We start from the raw sequence: 20,886 nt of genomic DNA on the forward strand, positions 1-20,886 counted from the left end.
GCCGAAGTGCTAAGGCTCAAGGTCAATAATAGGTTTTGATTAGAGGTGGAGCGACAACCCGACAACTTTTGAAAACAAGGGCAACAGCATCGTCGAAAAACCCTAAACTTTCATCCCTGTTGGTGACTCCCCGGGAATCATGAATGTTTTTTGGGCGTGCATTGTTAATTTTACAGAGCGAACTGAAGGCTGATTTTCAGTTTTGAAAGAAAATAATGTAATATTGTTGTTAGAAAAGAAAAAGCAAAAAGATATGAATGCGAAATCAAAATTACAAAACGAAATAGATGCCAAATTGCTTGGCGAACGCAAGGTGTTTTTATGGGGACAGGTTGACGATCATTCGGCCAAACATGTGGTTGATCGCCTGATGTACCTGGAGATGACTGACCCGGGAAAAGAAATTCAGCTGATCATCAACAGCCCGGGAGGTTATGTGACAGCCGGATTTGCCATCTACGATACCATTAAAAGTATCAGCAGCCCGGTTTCGACGGTGTGCACAGGCCTGGCCGCTTCAATGGGATCGATCCTTCTGTCGGCGGGCGAAAAAGGCCGTCGCTTTGTGATGCCCCATGCCCGGGTAATGATTCACCAACCCAGTGGTGGTGCTGGTGGTCCTGCTTCGGATATTGAAATTCAGATGAACGAAATTATTAAAACCAAAAACCTGGGAGCACAGATTTTGGCCGAGAATTGCGGGCAACCCTTCGAGCGTATTATGAAGGATTTCAACCGCGATTACTGGATGTCTGCCGATGAGTCGTTGGAATACGGCATTGTGGATGGCATTAAAACAGAACTTTAATAGGAGAATCCTGATATCATCCTAAAAAATCCGGCTTGCAGGCCGGATTTTTTTATGGATTAATCTTTCGGGTTACTCTTTCAAAATCTCTTCAATCAAGGCCAGTTCATCGGCCGAAAAGTCAAGTTGGTTAATGGTGGCTACATTGGCTTCCAGTTGGTTGACCGAGCTGGCGCCAATCAATACAGAGCTCACACGCTGATCTTTCAGCAGCCAGGCCAGTGCCATTTGTGCCAGACTTTGGCCACGTTGCAACGCTACATCGTTTAATTGTTTCACTTTGGCCAGGGCTGGCTCAACCATCTCGGGTTTCAAAAATCCCCACGACTTGGCAGCCCGCGAGCCCTCCGGAATGCCGTGCAGGTATTTGTCGGTCAGCAGGCCTTGTGCCAGTGGCGAAAAGGCAATGCAGCCGATTCCTTCTTCCTCCAGTACGTCGAGTAAGCCATCTTCAACCCAGCGCACAAACATACTGTATTTGGGTTGATGTATCAGACAGGGCGTTCCCAGTTGCCGTAAAATCTGGGCGGCTTCGCGGGCTTTATCGGCCGGGTAGTTCGAAATGCCGGCATACAGTGCTTTGCCTTGGCGAACGGCCTGGTCCAGGGCCATCATGCTTTCTTCCAGCGGTGTTTCCGGGTCGGGCCGGTGATGATAGAAGATGTCGACATAGTCGATCCCCATGCGTTTCAGGCTTTGATCGAGGCTGGCCAGCATATATTTGCGGCTTCCCCAGTCGCCGTAAGGGCCATCCCACATGGTGTAGCCCGCTTTGGTCGATATGATTAACTCGTCGCGGTATGCTGATAAGTCCTGGTTTAGAATTTTTCCGAAATTTTCCTCAGCCGATCCCGGAGGAGGTCCGTAGTTGTTCGCTAAATCGAAGTGCGTGATGCCTAGGTCGAAAGCCCGGAGGATCATGGCTCGTGCGTTTTCATAAACGTCCACTCCGCCGAAGTTGTGCCATAAGCCCAGCGAAAAGGCCGGTAATTGAATCCCCGAACGTCCGCATCGCTTGTAAGGCATGGTTTGATAACGTGATTTGTTAGCCGAATATGACATGTTGAAGTTTTATTGTAGTTCCTCAAAGATAGTGAACCTGTTCAATAACAAATACGATTGTTTCCGGAACTGATTAACTTAGCAGGAACCTAAAAACAAATCAAGATGAATGATCAAACGAATCGACCTTCCCCGATTTATGTGGTTTCCGGAGGAAAGGGCCTTTCGGGGCACAATATGGTGCAGTCGCTGCTGATTCAATATCCCAACAATAATGTTCAGGTGATTCTGGTTCCTCATGTTGTTGAAGAAAGTCAGTTGCAGGAGACTGTTCAAAAAGCGAAAACTGATGGTGGCCTGATTACGCATACCATGGTTCAACAGTCCATGCGGCGCCGGCTGATTGAGCTATGTGCTGTACACGGAGTACCGCAAATCGATTTTATGGGTCCTTTGGCCGAATACCTGGATGAAAAGCTGGAAATCCCGTCGCTCCAATCGCCGGGACTGTTTCGCGAGTTGAAGCAGCAGTATTTCGACCGCATCGATGCCATCGAGTTTACGCTCGACCACGACGATGGGGTGAGCCCGCAGCGCTTGCATGAAGCCGAGATTGTGCTCTGTGGTCTTTCGCGATCGGGCAAAACCCCGCTCAGTGTATACCTGGCCTTGTATGGGTGGAAAGTTGCCAACGTGCCTCTGGTGCCGGGCATTGCTCCTCCCGACGAGCTTTTTCAGATCGATCCGGGGCGTGTTTTTGGCTTGCAAATTAGTAAAAACCAGCTGCTGTCCCATCGTGTTAAACGGTTGCGGAATTTCAACAACACCGACAATACCAGCTATGTGGATGAGCAACGGTTGAACGAAGAAATCCGCTATGCCAACCTGATATTCCTGAAGGGGCGCTTTACCGTTATTCCGGTAACTAATAAGCCGGTGGAATCGTCGGCCAACGAAATTATTGGCTACATGAGCTCGCGCTTCAATTTTGGCGGACGGAAGGTGCACTCGCCGTTTCACGAGGGTAGTTCGGACAAGGAATAGCTGCTTTGGACTGGAAGTAAGTGGATTTGGGGCTTCAAAAATGTAGAAAAGCCGATTTTGATGCTGAAGTTGTCAGCCTCGGTGCTTTTCTGCTTTTAACAAATTGTTATCTTTACAGGCTGATTGCAAAATCGTTAGTTTTAAAACAAACCACTAAATCATTTTTAGATATGAACAGAAAAGCAACCGTAGGCGTCGATATTGGCGGTACAAACACCGCGATCGGTATTGTTGATGCTATTGGAAATGTGTTGGTTAAGGACAATATTGAGACCCCTTCGCACGGCGATGTTGATACCTATATTGTTGACTTGGCCAATGCAATAAAAGCACTGATTAAATCACTAAAACTAGTTAATCCGGATATCGAAATCATGGGCATCGGCATGGGAGCCCCTAACGGAAACTATTACAACGGAACCATTGAATATGCTCCAAACCTTTCGTTTAAAGGTGTAGTGCATTTGGTTGAACTGTTGAAAGAGAAGTTCCCGGAATTGGATTATGTGGCATTGACCAACGATGCAAATGCTGCGGCCATCGGCGAAATGATTTACGGTGGCGCCAAGGATATGAAAAACTTCGTGATGTATACACTTGGCACCGGCGTGGGAAGCGGTGTGGTGGTTAACGGCGATTTGGTTTACGGACACGATGGCTTTGCCGGCGAATGCGGGCATACCACCTTGATTCCTGGTGGTCGCTCTTGTGGATGTGGCATTCCCGGACACCTGGAGGCCTATTGCTCGGCTCCCGGAATGAAACGCACTGCTTTTGAGATTATGGCTCGCGATAATGCCGGCGACAGCTTGCTGGCCGATAAGTCGTTTAAAGAGTTGAACTCGAAAATGATTTACGATGCAGCGGTAAAAGGCGATAAGGTAGCTTTGGAAGTGTTTGAGCAAACCGGAAAATGGTTAGGTCAGGGGCTGGCCGATACGGTTCATCACCTGAGCCCGGAAGCCATCTTTATTTTTGGCGGACCATCAGCTGCCGGCGACTACATTTTTAAACCAACCAAAGAAAGTTTGGAAGCACACTTGTTGCCGATCTTTAAGAACAAGATTAAGGTTTTGCCTTCGCAATTGAAGCCGGGCGATGCTGCCATTGTTGGCGCCAGTGCCTTGGTTTGGAAAGAAATGGAAAAATAGTCTAAGAAATATTCTTTAGGAAGGGGGTTTCATCTGAGGCTCCCTTTTTTAGTGTTTAATTGAAAGCGGGGAGCCGTGGAGTAGCCTTTGTTTTAGCAAAATTGAATGACAATCAGCGGTTATTGGGGCGACGGTCAGTGTGATGCTTTTTTCGCTTTTGGGTGACCTCCGGGTGTCAGTTGTTCCACATCTTGCAGGAAAAGCTGGGCGATGTCCACGATTGTTTGATTTAACGGGTGGTAGCTGAAATCGATTGATCGTTGAATTTTGGATCCGTTGTAGTGGTTGATGTTATTGCTTCCCGAAACAGTTTCGCGCGTGATTGCAGGACGCTTACCGGAGAAAAAGCTCGCTAAACGGGCTGCCCGCCAGGCAATTTTCAGAATCAGATCCGAGGCAAAGGTTTTAGGGCGCGGGCGTTGTAAGGCATCGGCAATTTGATTGAAGAAATCCTGATAGCTCATATTCCCGGCATTCAGGATGAAACGCTGATTTTTAACTTGCTCAAAGGTTCTGGCCTCCATCAGCTGAGCCATCGCCCGGACAACATCGCGCACATCCACAAAGCCGGTTTCTCCTTTGGTATAGTATTTTAATCCTTTCCAGATGGTCTGGAAAAGCTTGGGACTGCCAATATCCCAGTTTCCCGGCCCCAGAATAATCGAGGGGTTAACGATCACCGCATCCACGCCTTCCTCGATGCCGCGCCATACTTCCATCTCGGAAAAAAACTTACTCAGGCTATACGCCGACTTTTGTTTGGACGGAATCCAGTAGGTTTCTTCGTCGATCAGCGTGCCGTCCTGGGTTTTGCCTAAAGCCGCAATTGAGCTGATATGACAAAAACGTTTCACCTTGTTCACAATTGCTGCATCAATCAGGTTGGCGGTTCCTTTCACGTTGTTATTCAACATGCTGTCGTGGTCGTTGGGGTGAAAAGACACCATGGCGGCACAGTGGTATACATCGGTTACGCCGTTCAGTAGGTCCTCCAGGCTGTGATAGTCGAGAATATCACCTTCAACCCATTCAATTTGTTGAAAAAGTTCCTCGGCTTTGTCGGTATAGTACGAAAATGATTTAATGACCGCTTTCATGTTGCTGTTTGGGCGTTTCAGGGCACGAACCTTGTTGCCGGTCTGCAGCAGGTTGAAAAGCAGGTGCGAGCCGACAAGACCTGTTCCTCCGGTCACGAAAATCATGCTTCACCTCCTTTCAGCATCCAGCAATTTGTGAACGCCTGGGCGATTAAATACCGATCAACATTCAGCGAATTTTTCAATGTGCGTGTTTGTGTGGGTGTTCTGACAAAAATAATGATCTCTTTCAGATTTCATCGTTTTTCAGCAAGATTAACCAGGAGCGATCTATTCTTTGTCCTGGCTCCAGGGGGTAACCGCTTTGGCACCAAATTCCTTGGCCGTGATTTTGTCGATGTGAACCTTCATGATTCCCACATTCATCACCGACGGTTTGCTGAACTTAAATTGCCGTTCGGAGTCGTACTGAGCCATCGTGGCCTCCAGGCAGCTGACTTTCTGGTCGTAATCGTTCACAAACTCAACGGTTCCTTCCACTAAAACCGATTTCGATTTTACCCGGTAGCTACAGCCCACACGAACATCCTGCCAGGCTAATTCTTCGCCCAGGGTCCAGTTGATGCAAACTTTGGGGTTTTTCTGCAGGCTATCCCACAGACGCCCATGTTGAGCCGAGTGCAGGATCACTGATTTGCCGTCGTAGCCAAAGTTCAGCGGCAGCACATAGGGAGTGCCCTGGTCGCTCACGGCTACGTAGCAGGTTTTGCAGGCACGGATAATTTGGTCAATTTCGTTGCGGTCTTCAATAAACAGGGTTCTCATTTTTAGGGGTTTTGGGGGTTATAAGATGGTGCGGTTACCCAGCTGCTCGCTTAGTGCCTTCTCAATTTTTTTAATGTTGTGCACCTGATTCAGGCAGTTCATCAGCTTGTCATCGTCGTTGGCTGCATAGGATGCCTGGATGTCTTTCTCCAGACTGCGAAGCATTTGGCGTACCTTGCTTAGTTTGTACTCCTGCACAATTTTGGGAACCAGAAGATCCAGAATCTCATGTTCTTCTTCAACAAAAGCGCCTCCCTTTTTCCAGCGTTTGCTTTCAATATATTTGTCGGCCAGCAGGTCGGTTGCCAGTTGGCTAACCTCGGGGTTGCTGTTGCGAATAAAGAAGCTTTGCGGTTTAAAGTCCGGGTTTTCAAGGTTCTCGGCAAATAAGTCGAGAACATGGTTGATCAGCGCATTGTCCGACACCAGCCCGTCGTTGTCCAGTTCCTCCAGCACAAACTGCCCGACGGTGATGCTTATTGGCTCGCCTTGTTCATCTTCCTCTTCAAAAACTTCTTCGTTGAAGTATTTGAGCAGGATGCGGATGATCTCGCGCTCCTCAACTTCGCAGGTGAATTGTGGCTTGAGGGGCGTTACCGGCTTTGCAGAAGCAGTTGCCGGTTCGTCGAAGAAGAAGTCGGGAGCCGGTTCTTGTTGTTGCTTGTAGTTGCGGTCGCGGTAGCTTTTTTTCTGCAACTCTTCGGTGTGCTTGTGAATAATTTTGCGAACCTGCGTGTAAAGCACTTCTTCCTGCACAGCCATCAGCCGGCTGCAATCCTGGATGTAGATGGAGCGTGTGATGGCATCGGGAACGATGGCAATAGAGCGAACAATGTCGTTCACCAGCCGCGATTTTTCAATCGGGTCGTTGGCCGCTCCTTTCATCAGCAGTTTGGTTTTAAAGCGAATGAAGTCGGTTTCGTTTTCTTCGATGTAGGCTGTGAGCTGGCTCGAGCTCATGGAGCGGGCAAACGAGTCGGGGTCTTCACCATCGGGCAAGAGCAGCACCTTAACGTTTACGCCTTCCTCCAGTACCAGGTCGATTCCCCGCAGCGAGGCTTTAATACCGGCAGCATCGCCATCGTAAATGATGGTAATGTTGGGGGTGAAACGCTTAATTAAGCGAATTTGATCGTGGGTGAGGGCTGTTCCCGACGAGGCGACAACATTTTCGATGCCGGCCTGATGCATCGACAACACATCGGTATACCCTTCAACCAGATAACACTTGTCGGCGCGGCTAATTTCCCGTTTGGCCTGATAGATGCCATACAGGACGCGGCTTTTGTGATAAATATCCGACTCGGGCGAGTTGAGGTACTTGGCGATGTTTTTGTCGGCTTTCAGGGTTCGTCCGCCAAAGGCGATTACCCGCCCGGCAATGTTGTGAATGGGAAACATCACCCTTCCGGCAAAGCGGTCGCGCACCCAGTCGTCTCGTTTAATGGTGAGCCCGGTTCGTTCCAGGTATTCCATTTTGTAGCCTTGCTTTTGGGCCTCCTGGGTGAACACATTTTTCCCATCGGGGCAAAAGCCCAGCTCAAATTTTTTGACAATATCGTCGCGGATGCCCCGCTCGCGGATATAGCTCAAGCCTACGGCGCGCCCTTCATTCTCTTGCAGCAGGTAGCGGGAGAAGTATTTTTGGGCCCAAGCCGAGACGATCATCATACTTTCGCGATCGTCCTTTTGTTGTTTCTGCTCGGGGCTTTCCTCTTCTTCTTTTACCTCGATATGGTATTTGCGGGCCAGCCATTTTAGCGCTTCGGGGTAGGAAAGCGTCTCGTGCTCCATAATAAAGTTGACCGAGTTGCCGCCTTTGCCGCAGCCAAAACACTTGAAGATTCCCTTGGTGGGCGACACCGTGAAGGAAGGGGTTTTTTCGTTGTGAAAGGGGCAGTTCCCGATCATGTTTACCCCGCGGCGTTTGAGGGTAACAAACTCGCCGACGACTTCCGAAATCTCGGCTGCGTCAATAATTCGGTCTATGGTTGCCTGGTCGATCATGCGCTACAAAAGTAGCAAATTTTGAATTGGGTTGAGTGTGGCGGAAGCCTCTAAACCGGCAATTTTGAGTACTGGCAGCGCACGGAAGCTGTCAATTCGGGGCGAGCCAACAGGAATGCGGGTTGAAAAGAATACCGGCTTTTCTTTTGACTCCGGTCTTGATAAAATCAGGCCACTCGGTCCCAATTTTTTCTCGTTGATCAAACCACCTCCTTGCTCGCAGATGCTGTTTTGGGCAACAACTTGATAACTTTTGTAAGCAACGACAACAGCATCGTCGAAAAATACTAAACTTTCATCGCTGTTGGAGATTCCCCGGAATCATGTAGGTTTTTTCTATTGAATAGCAGCTATGGGTGTCGTGTTTGTTGTGCGGCTCGTAGCGCGATTACCAGCGTTTTCGGTCTTTGCGTTCCCATTTTCCGGGAATCCATTTCCAGCCGCGCGGCAGTTGTTTCCAGTAGCCGGGGCGCCATTGTTGGTCTTCTTTTTTAGGCACCCACGCCGGAATAACCCACACGTACATTTTGTGTTCGCGCGACCACAGCCAGTGTCCCGGTATCAGCACATAATCGGAGCCGGGTTTGGGCGGAGGGGCAACATATTGTTCGGGCGGATTGGGTTTTTTCTCGACAATTACCTGTGCTGTCGCTTTTGGACTGCCCAATACCCAGGCCGCTAGTACCATCAGTATAATGAAACGGAATTTTTTCATGGGTTTTGTTTTATTGATCAGTGGATACGAACCAAAAACGATGCCAGCAGCTAAAGATTGTGTGTTGTTCTAAAGAGAATGAAAAATTGTAGCCCGGAGTTGCTATATAACTTTCTGCTCCAGCTCGTGAATATCTTCTTTTTTCAGGTTTTTGAAGATGTGCTGTAATTGTTGGGTTGCTTTCACCTTAATTTCGGGGGTAATATACTCGGCAATTTGGTTGAGAGCAAAGATGAGAACACCCAAATCGTCGCTGAAGCCGACCAGCGGAGCCAGGTCCGGAATGGCATCGGTGGGGAGAATGAAATAGCCCAGGGCGGCCGTAATGGTTAGTTTGGCGGTAAGCGGCACCAGTGGATCTTTCATCAGGTAGTACAGCAGCAGGGCGGCGTAAATCACCTTGGTGCCTGCTTGCTGTGCCCGGTCCTTTATTTTGTCTTTAAACGAAGTTTCAGAATAATATTTTTTGTACCCTAAATCGGTCATTTTAAGCTCATATTACTGTAATCAACCCGCAAATCGCCGCAGTGTTCAACGATGTTGGCCATGATGGCGCTTATGGCCTCTATGTTATCGGCCTGCAGGAGTTTTATACGGTGATTCCGGAAGTTTGGTACACCGGGAAAGGAGCGGGCAAAATGGCGGCGCATCATCAGGATGGCGCTTTTCTCGTTGCCTTTCCAGTCGATGGTGATGCTGAGTTGCTTTTGGAGCTGCAGGATGATCTCGGCAACCGTTGGCGGGGGCAGTAGCTCGCCGGTGCGCAGGTAGTGTTTAATTTCGTTGAAGATCCAGGGGCGACCAATAGCGCCGCGGCCAATCATCAGGCCGTCAACGCCGGTTTGGCGGAGTAGCTCGGCGGCTTTTTCGGGGCCGTTAATATCGCCGTTGCCGATGATGGGGATGTGGATATGGGGGCTGTTTTTAACTTCGCCAATCAGGGTCCAGTCGGCCTCGCCGGTGTACAGCTGGCTGCGGGTACGTCCGTGAACAGCCAGTGCCGAAATGCCGGCATCCTGCAAGCGTTCGGCCGCTTCGAGGATCACCTTGTTGTTTTCGTCCCAGCCCAGGCGCGTTTTGGCCGTTACGGGCAGCGACACGCTTTTGACCACCTCGGCGGCCATTTGCTGCATCTTGGGCAGATCTTGCAAGAGGGCCGAGCAAGCGCCTTTTTTCACGATTTTTTTCATGGGGCAGCCAAAGTTGATGTCGATGAAGTCGGGTTCGAGCTCTTCGGCAATGCGGGCGGCATTGGCCATCGACTGGAGGTCGTAGCCGTAAATCTGGATGGCAACGGGGCGGTCGTCGTCCTCAATTTCCATTTTCAGGCGCGTTTTCTCTACTTCGCGAATCAGCGCTTCCGACGACACAAACTCGGTGTACATCACATCCACGCCATTTTGCTTGCATATATGGCGAAACGACTTGTAGGTTACATCCTCCATGGGTGCCAAAAACAGCGGCGTCCCTTCCAATTCAATCGATCCAATCTTCACGTTTACTTCACTTTAATTCGCCGCAAAGATAAACGTTTATGGGATTTATTGGATGTGTCTGAAAATCGGATGTTCAAGTTTTCTATTTCTGCTGGAAATGATTTCTACGTTTTTAAAATATTTCTTCAATCTCCGTTCAATTGAAGAACAACGGATTGAAAAATGGCGTAATTTTCAACGGTTTATTTATGGTGTTTACCGTTTGAAGTTGAACGTTTAAATTGATGCATCATGACCAAAGCACACGACGCCAAAAAGAGCGCTAAGAAAGAGCCCGTGAAGTCGTTGAAAGAAAAACGGCTCGAAAAGAAGGAGAAAAAGGCTGCCAAGAGTAAAGCCTGATTCTTCGGTTCTTAGTTGGCTTAAGCGATGCTTGGTGAAAGTACACGAAGCATCGTTTTTTTTTTTTTCTATGAAAGTCTTACTCCGCAGAGGTGCTAAGGCGTCATGTCAATAACTGGTTTTGATTAGAAGTGGATCGACAACCCGATAACTTTTGAAAACAACGACAACAGTATAATCGAAAACTACTATACTTTCATCCCTACTGGTGATTCCCTCCGAATCATCTGTGTTTTTTTTGTTCGAGGGGGAGTCACTGGATTGCGGGGGGCGGCTACTCACGACTCATGTCTCATGTCTCACTACTCACGACTCATGTCTCACTACTCACCACTATTTTCCTATCTTTGGGTGATCGCTTAAAATCAACTTTATGACGTTTACTGCATTTCGGGGCATGGGTGCCGTGTCCGAGCTTTTCATGGCTTTATTTATGATTCTGGTTTCGATGCTGGTGGTTATGCTGGTGGCTACGGTTGCTGCCATCCCCTTGTTTGGAGGGGCCTTGCTGATGGAGGTTTTCTCGGGGGCTAACCTGGACAACCCCGCCCATATCGAGCTGCTGAAATACTTTCAGGTGATGCAATCCATCGGTTTGTTTGTGTTGCCGCCATTCGCTATCGGGTGGTTTTATGTGGGAAGCCCGGCCAAATACCTGAGTATGCGCGGCCGCTTGAACGTCCGGTTTGTGGTGTTGGGCGTGCTGGCCTTGCTGGTTGTTACGCCGTTTATATCGCTTGTGGGGCATCTCAACCAGCAGATGAGCTTTCCGGATTGGGCCTCGGGCATCGAAAGCTGGATGCGCGCGATGGAAGATCAGGCCGAGTTTGCCATTGGTAAGTTTATCGCGGTTGAAGGGCTTGGCGGTTTGCTTTTCAACCTGTTTATGATTGCTGTGATCCCGGCCTTGGGCGAAGAATTTTTGTTTCGCGGGGTGGTGCAGCAAATTTTCACCAAGATGACCCGCAACTACCATTGGGGAATCTGGATCTCAGCCTTCCTGTTTAGCGCATTGCATTTGCAGTTTTTCGGCTTTGTGCCGCGTTTGCTGCTGGGGGCGTTGTTTGGCTATTTCCTGGTTTACAGCGGATCGATTTGGGTACCGGTTGTGGCGCATTTTATCAATAATGCGGTCGGGGTGTTTGCGCTGTATGCGGCTAAGTCGGGGCCGAGTGGCTTAGAGCAGGTGGTCGATCCCGATTTTTCGGATGGCATTGCCTTTTACTGGCCCATTGCGCTGGTTAGCTTGGCTTGTACCATCTGGCTAATTTTTCAGATGAAAAAACGCCGGGCGACAATCGTTGCCGGCCTGGAATAAAGCGCTTGTTTGGGCGATTCTGCAACCCGCATTGCTTTTGACGTAATTGATAAGGAATGCCCACCCAATGACTATAAAATGACAATCGAATGACTACAAATGCCCACTCAATGACGATTGAATGACTACAAATGACAGTCGAACGACAACTGAATGACAATTAATGACGCTGAATGCCATCACCGAACAACAGCCCCATTGTTGTGGCGTCGGATGGCTGGTAAGTGCGCAACAGCGCATTAAAACAAGTTGGTCTGTAATTTTTCCGCTTCCATTTTCTTCAGTTCCGATGGCCGGTAAACGTAGGTGATGCCGTAGCTTGTGGCTTTTTCGCGTTTTGCATCGTCGGGCAGCATGCTGAATTTTTCCTCTACTTCATTCCAAACTTCCTGAATGAGTTTGTCGGCTTCGTCGCGAACCATATTCATCTGTTCCGACGCCCGGTTGGTGATATTTTGCAGCATCTTTTGGTGGCGGAAGGCGTCGATGAAGGCCTCGAAATGCACCTTTACCAAGGCAATGGAAGGACTGTAAATCGGGCTTCCACCTTTTTGGCAGCGTTGTGCTTCGCCGCGGATGATGCGTTCGCCCCATTCCAGTACATCTTTCTCGAGGTTCAGCGCGGGCAGGCGTTGACTGTTGGGGTCTAAGCCGTAAAATGCACGTACCTCGGGCCGTAGCTCTTCGCGGATGATGGCAAAGCTCATCACTTGCAGGAAGTGCGAAAGGTAAAGCTTGGCTTTTTTGAAAATTTCGCCGTACTCGCGCGACTTGTCAAATTGATTTTGCTTGGCGGCATTTAGCTGGCGGATCGATCCCGAAAGGCGTGGGTAGATCGATTGGAGTTTCTCCAGACTGAGATAACTAAAAGCTAGTTCGGATGTTGCTATCCGTTTGCCTTTTTCCAGGGCAGCTTCAATAGCGCGCATCCTGGCCTGATCTGTGTTGGGTAACCTTCTGTACGGCATAATCGCATAATTTTCTTTACACGAAGTTAACAAATCGCACAGGCGGGATGGACTATTCGGTGAAAAACTAATTAACAAATTGCTGTTTAAAACCCGTTGTAACCCACGAGCTTAAGATTGCGTTTCAAACAAAACGGCCCCGGTGTTAATAAGTTTTTTTCAATTTTATTGCTTATTTCGAAATTTCCAACATTCGTACTATCGACTTTCTGGCCGCGTTCATAACCTCTTCAGGAAGTTGAATTTCAGGTTGTTCGTGCTTCATGCAGATGTACAGCTTTTGCAGGCTGTTGAGCTTCATATACGAACAATCGGCGCAAGCACAGGTGGAGTCGTTGGATGGTGCAGGAATGAATATTTTATCCGGACACGCTTTCTTCATCTGGTGTAAAATACCGCTTTCGGTAGCAACGATGAATTTTTTCGCCGGGCTTTCCTGCACGTAATTTAACAACGACGAGGTGGAGCCGATGTGTTTAGCCAGCAATAAAACGGGTTTTTCACACTCCGGATGGGCAATGAAGTCGGCATCGGGGTGTTCGTTCATCAGGTCAACGATCTTCTCAACGGCAAACTGCTCGTGAACCATGCAGGCGCCATCCCAAAGGATCATGTCGCGGCCGGTGAGGCTGTTCAGGTAGTTGCCCAGGTTTTTGTCGGGAGCAAAGATCAGTTTTTCATCTTTGGGGAAACTCTCAACGATTTTTACAGCGTTGGACGAGGTGCAAACCACATCGGTTACCGTTTTCAGGTCGGCCGTACAGTTGATGTACGAAATAACCTTGTGGTCGGGATATTGTGCTTTGAATTGCTTGAACTTTTCAATGGGAGCCGACTCGGCAAGCGAACAGCCGGCCTTCAGGTCGGGCAGGATTACCTTTTTGGAAGGGTTGATGATTTTGGCCGTTTCAGCCATGAAGTGAACCCCAACAAACACAATCATGTCGGCTTCGGTTTTGGCAGCTTCCTGTGCCAGTTGCAGGCTGTCGCCCACGTAGTCGGCAATGTCCTGCAATTCCCCGTCAACATAAAAGTGACTTAGGATGACAGCATTCTTCTCCTTTTTCAAACGGTTAATTTCGTCAACCAATTTCAACTTGGGGTCAATGGGTTCGACAATGTGGCCGTTTTGTTCCAACATCACTTGTAGCTGTTTTCTTTCCATTGTGGTAGCTCCTTTGCTTAAAAAAATGTGGCCGCAAATTTACAAATTCCTATTAAAAAAACGTATCAATCGGCGAAATGTTTTCATGCTCAACAGCTTCGTATAACCTGCGACGATTCGCCGGAATGTGTACTAAAACGGAGGGGGAATGTGCCATCTGTATCTCATACTGTTTTTAATTCCCTGCATGTTGATGGACTTGAGAGCGAGTTTTGTTTGGAATATGCCCTGTCGGCTGATTACTTTAAATATTAATCAAATAGCTTATGATGTGTGATAAGACGGTGTGGGGCTAACCGATTGGTCCGCTTCATTCGTGTTGAAGCTTCCGGGACGATGGCTTCTATCTGTTTTATGTTGTTCTGCTAAAATGATTTCTATGTTTTTCAACTTGTTGATTATTACTATATTTAAAATCGTGATTTTTAGCACTTCACTTTTGGTTTGACAGCAATAGGTGTGTTTGCTGGGGGGCAGGACAAAATAGTCGATCAATAAAGTTTTTGTAAGGAATTGGAGAGAGAACAAAGAATGATTTTTTAACGATTACGTGAAGATGAGTTAATTAAAGCTAAATAATAATTTTAGTTCTTTGTTGTATTAAATTAATCTATGAAAATGTTATGAAAAACTTACTTAGAAATTCAGTGTTGCTGATTTTGCTGTTAGTGACTTGTGCGTCGACGATGGCTCAGATAACAAGTTCGGGGCTAAGTGGTGTCATTTCGGATGCGTCCGGAGAGCGGCTTCCGAATGCTACGGTGGTTGCTGTTCATGAACCATCGGGGACGCGTTACAGTACGATTTCAAATACCGAAGGCTTGTTCGACTTACAGGGGATGCGTTCCGGAGGCCCATACAAGGTGGAGGTGTCTTTTATTGGTTATGCAAAAGGAATTTATACAAATGTTAAGCTTAGCTTGGGAGAAACCTCTATTCTGAATGTTAGTTTAAAGGAGAGTACGATTGATGTCGGCGAAATCCTGGTCGTGGGCACTAAATCAGCGTTTCAAACCGATAAAACCGGCGCAACAACAAATATCACGAACGAACAAATGAATGAGATGCCTACAATTAACCGTAGTATCTCTGATTTGGCAAAGGTGTCTCCCTATGCTAATGGGATGAGTTTTGCGGGCGGTGACGGACGTTCGACGAATTTTACCGTTGACGGGGCGAACTTTAATAATAACTTTGGGCTGAGCTCGAGTCTCCCCGGAGGAGGCAACCCGATTTCGATGGATGCCATCGAAGAAGTACAGGTGGTGATTGCCCCGTTTGATGTTCGTCAGACAAATTTCATTGGTGGTGGTATTAATGCAATCACCAAATCGGGAACCAACACCTTTAAAGGATCGGCATACACTTATTACCGGAACCAGGATATGCGTGGTAATAAAATCGGCGATAAATATTTTGGTGATCCGGCCGAAGAGTCGAAAACAACTTACGGCGCGTCTTTAGGTGGCCCAATCATTAAAAACAAGTTGTTCTTCTTTGGTAATATCGAAAAAGAGAAGAGTCCGGAACAAGCAGTAAACTGGAAGCCTTCAACCGATGGTGTGTCTGATGGACAAACCATTTCAAGAACAACGGTTGCCGATTTGCAGGCAGTGTCCGATCATCTGAAAAATAACTACGGATATAATACGGGTTCATTTACCGACTTTCCTGCTGATCAGGAGAATATCAAGTATTTGGCTCGTGTGGACTGGAACATTAATGATGCCAATAAATTGAATGTTCGTTACAATTATACCAAAAATACGGCTTGGAACGCGCCAAATGGTAATTCAACAGATGGTGCCTACCGCGACAGAAATAAGAATCGTGTTTCTCAGTATTCAATGTCTTATGCCAATTCGATGTACTCCATGGAAAACCTGGTAAAATCAGGGACCATCGAGTTGAATAGTCGAATTAGCGAGAAGATGTCAAATCAAGTGATCGCTACCTATTCCGACATTCAGGATGTGCGTGGTACGAATTCTTCGGAGTTTCCTTTTATCGATATTATGAGTGGTGATATTGCGACAGGTGCTGAAGCGTTGGATCCATATATTTCCGCGGGCTACGAGTTGTTTACGTATAATAATGGTGTGAAAAACAAAATTTACACCGTTACCGACAACTTTACCTATTATTTGGATGCACATAAATTGACTGCCGGGATTAGTTATGAGCATCAATCAGCGAGTAACTCTTATATGCGAAGCGGCACCGGATATTATCGTTATGCGAGTTTGTCTGATTTCTTAACCGGAGCTGCACCTGTTGACTTTGCGCTTACTTATGGTGCCAATGGTGAAAAAAATCCGGTAAACGAAGTCGTATTTCGACAGCTAGGTGGATACGTACAAGATGAATGGACAATTAGTCCAAGGTTGAAATTAACGCTCGGTTTGCGAGCCGATAATTTGAAATTTGTCAATGATATTATGCGTAATCAGGCTATTTACGATCTTGATTTTGGAGGCCGTAAAATTGATACAGGAGCATGGCCCGATTCTAAGATTAATCTCTCTCCGCGCGTGGGTGTGAATTTCGATGTTAAAGGAGACAAATCAATCATCGTACGTGGTGGAACAGGTTTGTTTACCGGTCGTTTGCCGTTGGTATTTTTTACCAATATGCCTTCCAATGCCGGTATGAATCAATTGTTAATGAAAGTACAGACGAGTTTCAATGCTGATGGTTCGGTAAAAAGCAGGGATGAACGGTTGGATTTGCTGCAAGGAGGAATCCTAACAGATGTTGATGAAATGATTTCAACGCTTGGTTTTCAAACCGAAGTGACTCCGGAAGATGGCAGTATTCCGAGCTCTGTTGCAGGTGTAGATCCCGATTTTAAAATGCCTCAGGTATGGAAAACCGCTGCAGCCGTAGATTTCCAGGTGCCCCTTGAGTTCCCCTTAGCAGTAACTGCTGAAGCTATATTCACTAAAAATGTGAATGCTGTAATGCAGGAGAACTACTTGGTGATGAATCCAACTGACAGCTGGGAAACGTTTGCCGGATCGGATAATCGCTATATTTATCCGGATACGTATAAATATTCTCCGTCGGCACAGGGTGTTAGAGACGCCTGTGTATTAACAAATACGAGCAAAGGTTATGGATATACCTTGAACCTGACCGTGAATGCAGAGCCAATTAAGGATTTGAAATTGATGGCTGCTTATACGCATACTGAAATGAAAGAAGTATCAGGTATGCCAGGTAGCTATGCAAACTCTGCCTGGAGTGGTGTTGCTTCTGTAAATGGTCCGAATATGGCCGATGCGCAACGTTCGCAATATGTAACTCCGAACAAAGTAATCGGATCGCTTACTTACCGTTTTGGTCACGATGAGTCTAAAATTATGAGAGGAACTACCATTAGTGTATTTTACTCGGGTTATTCTCCTTACGGTAATTCATTTACCTACAGCAACGATATGAATGGTGATGGCGTTAATGCAGATTTAATTTATATCCCCAAGGCAAAAGGCGACATCCAATTTGTTTCTGCTGAAGATGAGAATGCGTTCTTCAAATTTTTGGAGCAAGATGACTATTTGAGTAAGCATAAAGGTGAATACGCTGAAGCAAATGCAGCTCGTGCGCCTTGGGTTCACAAATTCGATTTGCGGATTTTAGAGGACTTCTCATTGAAAGTTGGCAAGACAGCTCATACAATTCAATTGAGTGCCGATGTGTTAAATGTTGGTAACTTAATTAATTCGAAATGGGGGGTTAATAAAAATATGGCCGCAAGTAATTATGGAGCTATTCTGAAATTGGAAGAAGTGAATGCCAATGTCCCTTCATACTCCATGGTGAAAGTCGGTGGGGAGTACCCAACAAAAACCTATTCCACTTATGAGAACTACAGTCAGTGTTGGCAGTTGCAGGTTGGTGTGCGCTATTTCTTTTGATCCATTTGGTATCATCAATTAATATGGGGCTTCCTTCGGGGAGCCCTTTTCTTTTGAAAGTTTGCCAGGCAGAGGCGCTAAGGCGCCATGTTAATAAAGGTTTTGATTAGATGTGGAACGACAACCCGACAACTTTTGAAAACAACGACAACAGCATTGTTGAAAAATAGTAAACTTTCCTCCCTGTTGGAGATTCCCTCGGAATCATGATGGCGTTTTGAATAAGTTGATAGCTCGCATTCGATTGAACTAGCGGATTGCTTCGGCTTTCAACCTCCTGGTCAGCATTTGTATATCCGATCTTTTTTATCGTCTTAACGAATTACGGTACTTCTCGCTGTTTACCGGTCAAAATTCTCCGTTTACCGAAATATTGCGAAAAATATACTACTATGTATTGCAGAGTAGTATCTAATGGATGTATATTTGCAATACCGATTTCAAGGTAAAGAATAGAAATAGTTTAAAAAAAGTTCTATATCAAGTGTAACGAAACTGAAAAACAGTCGTCTTAAAAACGGAAACAGAAAACAACAAGTCTCAAAGCAAGCAAGAAAACAAAGCAATTAAGCATTCAGAAAACAGAAAACAGAAACAAAACAAGCAGGAGGCATTATCATGAAAACTAGAAGCAACACAACAGGAAACAACAACAATCGCGTATTAAATGGTTTGTTACGTACAGCTGTCGTTTTAGTCAGCGTAGTTCTATTCAGCTTCACCACAAGCGCCCAAAATCTATTGAACGAATTATTGAGTTATAACAGTCCGGTTGAAATAACTTCAGTACCGGTGTCATCCGAAAATCCCGGAACAGCCAATTTCGAGGCGTTCAATATCGTGGAAGATGCAGAAGCGGACTTAGCCGTTGAAAGTTGGATGACCAACAGCAATTATTTCAATGCAAGCAGCCTTTACACCACCGTTGATCGGGAAGCATCTTTGGAAATTGAAAACTGGATGGTCGACAGCGACTTTTATACCAGCCCTTATGCTTCGGAAGAAGAACAGGAATTGGCTCTGGAGGCCTGGATGTGCGACTCGCAGTTCTTCAATAACTAAGAAAAAGAGAACCGACGAACGAGAAAATATGACTGCTGAAGAAAGGGGAAGATCATGAAAATTGAAAACACGAAAGCACAAATGCGTAAAGGGGTTTTGGAGTACTGCATCTTACTGGTGCTGGACGGCAAGCCCCTCTATGCCAGCAATATCATCGACGAGCTGAAAAACTCGAAGATGATTGTTGTTGAAGGGACACTTTACCCGCTGTTGACCCGGCTGAAAAACGATGGCTTACTGGCCTATCGCTGGGAAGAATCGACACAGGGACCGCCGCGTAAATATTATGAGTTAACCAAGGATGGGAAACAGTTTTTGGAAGGATTGGCCGATTCGTGGGTCGAGCTGGTTGATGCTGTTGAAACCATCAGAACCCGGAAGGAAAAATAAACTGACATAAAAAATACGGACGCAATGAAAAAGACATTTACCATCAATATAAGCGGCAGTGTTTTCCATATCGAAGAAGATGCTTACGAAAAGCTGAAAAGCTACCTGCAGATGCTCACCAACCATTTCGGTTCGGACGAGGATGGCCGCGAAATTTTGCAGGATATTGAAGCCCGGATTGCTGAGCTCTTCACCCAAAAGATGGAGGACGAAGAAAAAGACGTGGTGCTCGACAGCTGGGTTGATGAGGTGATGGAGCGCATGGGCAAACCCGAAGACTTTCTGGAGGCTGAAGGGCTTGAAGCCGAAGAGGAACCGGCAGGGCAGGGAGCCGGCACCGCCAGGCAACGTGTTAAACGGCGCATGTACCGCGACCCCGACCACCGGGTGCTGGGGGGCGTGTGTTCCGGTATGGGAGCCTACTTTAATATGGATCCCGTTATTCTTCGAGTGCTGAATGTGATCCTGTTTTTTGCAACAGGAGGTACTTGGGGCCTGGTTTATCTGGTGCTGTGGATTGCCGTACCAAAGGCCAAAACCACGGCTCAAAAGCTGGAGATGCGCGGACAGGAGGCTACGGTATCCAATATCGAGAAATCCATAAAGGAGGAAGTAGCGGAAGTGAAGGAAAGTTATAATCGCTTCCGCAGTTCCGAATCGTATAACAAAGGGCGCGAAAATGTGAACCGTTTTGGCGAGTTTATCTTCCAGGCCTTGAAAGTGATTCTGAAGGTTCTGGGCGTGATTCTGGGAATTGTGATGATGATCGTTGGCTTTGTCGGTCTGCTGGCCTTTCTGATCTCCATGGTTGTCGGGCACTCGGTCATCACCGGAGCTCCGTGGGCCGGGCATTTTGCTGTTCCCGATGTGGCGCAGTTCCTGATAGCACCTGCTTCGGTTACGGTGTTGATGATTGCCATCGCGTTTCTGGTGGGTATTCCGCTGCTGGTCATTCTTTATGTGGGAACCAAAATTGTGTTCCGCTACAAATCCAACAATAAGGTGATTCTGCTCTCGGGCTTGGGCGTGTGGTTGCTGGCTTTTGTTACAACCATTCTGGTATCGCTAGGGCAGTTGAAGGATTACTCCGAGCGCAGCACAATAACTCAAAGTGTAACATTACAGCAACAAAATTTCAATACGCTGGCGCTGAAGTTAACGGACGATGATTATCGGTTCGCGCACAAACGATCGCTGGATCTGGATCGGATGAAAGTGGTGAAAAAGGATGGCGAATCGGTGCTGCTGGGGCGTCCGCACCTGGATGTTGAGCGGAGCAATACGACCGATTTTGTGCTGGTGGTGAAGAAAAAGTCGCGCGGAGCAAGCGAGGAAGTTGCCGGAAAAGAAGTGCAGGACATCGTCTATAACTTCAACCAGAAGGACTCAACCTTGTATTTCGATCCTTATTATATCTTGAAAAACGACCAACGTTGGTTAGGGCAGGAGGTAGATATGACCCTGAAAGTGCCCGAAGGAAAGGCCATCTACCTGAGCGATGAGATGGTGAAAATTATTTACGACATTGAAAATGTATCGAACACCTGGGATGGCGATATGGTTGGCAAATCGTGGGTGATGACTCCCGACGGACTGGCGGTGAAAGAAAATTACGAGCAAACAAAAACAGAATAAAACA

General features: G+C 47.0%; 17 protein-coding genes. 8 read left to right on the forward strand and 9 right to left on the reverse strand.

Annotated elements, in window-relative coordinates; genetic code table 11:
• The first annotated feature begins 253 nt into the window (after nt 1-253).
• Nucleotides 254-808, forward strand: a complete 555-nt coding sequence (locus C8N47_RS07700; protein WP_107822039.1) for a ClpP family protease — start codon at nt 254-256, stop codon at nt 806-808.
• A gap of 72 nt (nt 809-880) precedes the next feature.
• Here the strand turns inward: C8N47_RS07700 and mgrA are convergent, their stop codons facing one another.
• Nucleotides 881-1,870, reverse strand: coding sequence for an L-glyceraldehyde 3-phosphate reductase (gene mgrA, locus C8N47_RS07705; RefSeq protein ID WP_107821960.1), 990 nt, complete (start codon nt 1,868-1,870; stop codon nt 881-883).
• Between the two features lie 105 nt (nt 1,871-1,975).
• Here mgrA and C8N47_RS07710 point away from each other — a divergent pair, with 105 nt between their 5' ends.
• Both C8N47_RS07710 and C8N47_RS07715 read left to right on the forward strand, forming a co-directional pair.
• Nucleotides 1,976-2,854 (forward strand): pyruvate, water dikinase regulatory protein, encoded by an 879-nt coding sequence (locus C8N47_RS07710; RefSeq protein WP_107821961.1) that lies wholly within the window; start codon nt 1,976-1,978, stop codon nt 2,852-2,854.
• Between the two features lie 170 nt (nt 2,855-3,024).
• Nucleotides 3,025-4,005 carry an ROK family protein gene (locus C8N47_RS07715; RefSeq protein ID WP_107822040.1) on the forward strand — a complete coding sequence of 327 codons (981 nt, stop codon included), beginning with the start codon at nt 3,025-3,027 and terminating at the stop codon, nt 4,003-4,005.
• Between the two features lie 134 nt (nt 4,006-4,139).
• Here the strand turns inward: C8N47_RS07715 and C8N47_RS07720 are convergent, their stop codons facing one another.
• The 6 genes from C8N47_RS07720 to dusB form a co-directional block, all read right to left on the reverse strand.
• The gene (locus C8N47_RS07720) at nt 4,140-5,207 is read right to left on the reverse strand and encodes an NAD-dependent epimerase/dehydratase family protein (protein WP_107821962.1); all 1,068 of its coding nucleotides are present in this window, start codon (nt 5,205-5,207) and stop codon (nt 4,140-4,142) included.
• Nucleotides 5,208-5,372: 165 nt separating this feature from the next.
• On the reverse strand, nt 5,373-5,867 hold the full coding sequence (locus C8N47_RS07725) for a pyridoxamine 5'-phosphate oxidase family protein (RefSeq protein WP_107821963.1): 495 nt from the start codon (nt 5,865-5,867) through the stop codon (nt 5,373-5,375).
• 18 nt (nt 5,868-5,885) lie between these two features.
• Complete coding sequence (gene dnaG, locus C8N47_RS07730) at nt 5,886-7,874, reverse strand: DNA primase (protein WP_107821964.1); 1,989 nt, start codon at nt 7,872-7,874, stop codon at nt 5,886-5,888.
• A 388-nt stretch (nt 7,875-8,262) separates the two neighbouring features.
• On the reverse strand, nt 8,263-8,589 hold the full coding sequence (locus C8N47_RS07740; protein ID WP_107822041.1) for a YXWGXW repeat-containing protein: 327 nt from the start codon (nt 8,587-8,589) through the stop codon (nt 8,263-8,265).
• 102 nt (nt 8,590-8,691) lie between these two features.
• Nucleotides 8,692-9,075: a YkvA family protein gene (locus C8N47_RS07745; protein ID WP_107821966.1), complete on the reverse strand. Its 384-nt coding sequence runs from the start codon at nt 9,073-9,075 to the stop codon at nt 8,692-8,694.
• Entirely contained in the window at nt 9,072-10,085 is a 1,014-nt protein-coding gene (gene dusB / locus C8N47_RS07750; protein ID WP_107821967.1) for a tRNA dihydrouridine synthase DusB, read from the reverse strand. The genes C8N47_RS07745 and dusB overlap by 4 nt, the downstream gene beginning before the upstream one ends.
• A gap of 715 nt (nt 10,086-10,800) precedes the next feature.
• On the opposite strand from dusB, the gene C8N47_RS07755 reads away from it, so the two are divergent.
• A complete protein-coding gene (locus C8N47_RS07755; RefSeq protein ID WP_107821968.1) occupies nt 10,801-11,745 on the forward strand; it encodes a CPBP family intramembrane glutamic endopeptidase in 945 nt (314 codons plus the stop codon).
• A gap of 239 nt (nt 11,746-11,984) precedes the next feature.
• Here the strand turns inward: C8N47_RS07755 and C8N47_RS07760 are convergent, their stop codons facing one another.
• Nucleotides 11,985-12,713, reverse strand: coding sequence for a hypothetical protein (locus C8N47_RS07760; RefSeq protein ID WP_107821969.1), 729 nt, complete (start codon nt 12,711-12,713; stop codon nt 11,985-11,987).
• Nucleotides 12,714-12,885: 172 nt separating this feature from the next.
• On the reverse strand, nt 12,886-13,878 hold the full coding sequence (nadA, locus tag C8N47_RS07765; RefSeq protein ID WP_107821970.1) for a quinolinate synthase NadA: 993 nt from the start codon (nt 13,876-13,878) through the stop codon (nt 12,886-12,888).
• 623 nt (nt 13,879-14,501) lie between these two features.
• On the opposite strand from nadA, the gene C8N47_RS07770 reads away from it, so the two are divergent.
• The 4 genes from C8N47_RS07770 (at nt 14,502) to C8N47_RS07785 (ending at nt 20,882) form a co-directional block, all read left to right on the forward strand.
• Nucleotides 14,502-17,795, forward strand: coding sequence for a TonB-dependent receptor (locus C8N47_RS07770; protein ID WP_107821971.1), 3,294 nt, complete (start codon nt 14,502-14,504; stop codon nt 17,793-17,795).
• Nucleotides 17,796-18,413: 618 nt separating this feature from the next.
• Nucleotides 18,414-18,857, forward strand: a complete 444-nt coding sequence (locus C8N47_RS07775; RefSeq protein WP_146161464.1) for a hypothetical protein — start codon at nt 18,414-18,416, stop codon at nt 18,855-18,857.
• A gap of 54 nt (nt 18,858-18,911) precedes the next feature.
• The gene (locus C8N47_RS07780) at nt 18,912-19,247 is read left to right on the forward strand and encodes a PadR family transcriptional regulator (protein WP_107821973.1); all 336 of its coding nucleotides are present in this window, start codon (nt 18,912-18,914) and stop codon (nt 19,245-19,247) included.
• A gap of 24 nt (nt 19,248-19,271) precedes the next feature.
• Entirely contained in the window at nt 19,272-20,882 is a 1,611-nt protein-coding gene (locus C8N47_RS07785) for a PspC domain-containing protein (RefSeq protein WP_107821974.1), read from the forward strand.
• Nucleotides 20,883-20,886 lie beyond the last annotated feature (4 nt).

Source organism: Mangrovibacterium marinum (assembly GCF_003046625.1).
Classification (GTDB): Bacteria; Bacteroidota; Bacteroidia; order Bacteroidales; family Prolixibacteraceae; genus Mangrovibacterium; species Mangrovibacterium marinum.

What these genes read in the sequence shown, in the direction of transcription:
- C8N47_RS07720 (WP_107821962.1), bottom strand. Translation starts at nt 5,207, where the DNA reads ATGATTTTCGTGACCGGAGGAACAGGTCTTGTCGGCTCGCACCTGCTT.
- C8N47_RS07780 (WP_107821973.1), top strand. Translation starts at nt 18,912, where the DNA reads ATGAAAATTGAAAACACGAAAGCACAAATGCGTAAAGGGGTTTTGGAG.
- C8N47_RS07740 (WP_107822041.1), bottom strand. Translation starts at nt 8,589, where the DNA reads ATGAAAAAATTCCGTTTCATTATACTGATGGTACTAGCGGCCTGGGTA.
- mgrA (WP_107821960.1), bottom strand. Translation starts at nt 1,870, where the DNA reads ATGTCATATTCGGCTAACAAATCACGTTATCAAACCATGCCTTACAAG.
- dnaG (WP_107821964.1), bottom strand. Translation starts at nt 7,874, where the DNA reads ATGATCGACCAGGCAACCATAGACCGAATTATTGACGCAGCCGAGATT.
- C8N47_RS07760 (WP_107821969.1), bottom strand. Translation starts at nt 12,713, where the DNA reads ATGCCGTACAGAAGGTTACCCAACACAGATCAGGCCAGGATGCGCGCT.
- C8N47_RS07710 (WP_107821961.1), top strand. Translation starts at nt 1,976, where the DNA reads ATGAATGATCAAACGAATCGACCTTCCCCGATTTATGTGGTTTCCGGA.
- C8N47_RS07770 (WP_107821971.1), top strand. Translation starts at nt 14,502, where the DNA reads ATGAAAAACTTACTTAGAAATTCAGTGTTGCTGATTTTGCTGTTAGTG.
- C8N47_RS07785 (WP_107821974.1), top strand. Translation starts at nt 19,272, where the DNA reads ATGAAAAAGACATTTACCATCAATATAAGCGGCAGTGTTTTCCATATC.
- C8N47_RS07725 (WP_107821963.1), bottom strand. Translation starts at nt 5,867, where the DNA reads ATGAGAACCCTGTTTATTGAAGACCGCAACGAAATTGACCAAATTATC.
- C8N47_RS07755 (WP_107821968.1), top strand. Translation starts at nt 10,801, where the DNA reads ATGACGTTTACTGCATTTCGGGGCATGGGTGCCGTGTCCGAGCTTTTC.
- C8N47_RS07745 (WP_107821966.1), bottom strand. Translation starts at nt 9,075, where the DNA reads ATGACCGATTTAGGGTACAAAAAATATTATTCTGAAACTTCGTTTAAA.
- C8N47_RS07715 (WP_107822040.1), top strand. Translation starts at nt 3,025, where the DNA reads ATGAACAGAAAAGCAACCGTAGGCGTCGATATTGGCGGTACAAACACC.
- nadA (WP_107821970.1), bottom strand. Translation starts at nt 13,878, where the DNA reads ATGGAAAGAAAACAGCTACAAGTGATGTTGGAACAAAACGGCCACATT.
- C8N47_RS07775 (WP_146161464.1), top strand. Translation starts at nt 18,414, where the DNA reads ATGAAAACTAGAAGCAACACAACAGGAAACAACAACAATCGCGTATTA.
- C8N47_RS07700 (WP_107822039.1), top strand. Translation starts at nt 254, where the DNA reads ATGAATGCGAAATCAAAATTACAAAACGAAATAGATGCCAAATTGCTT.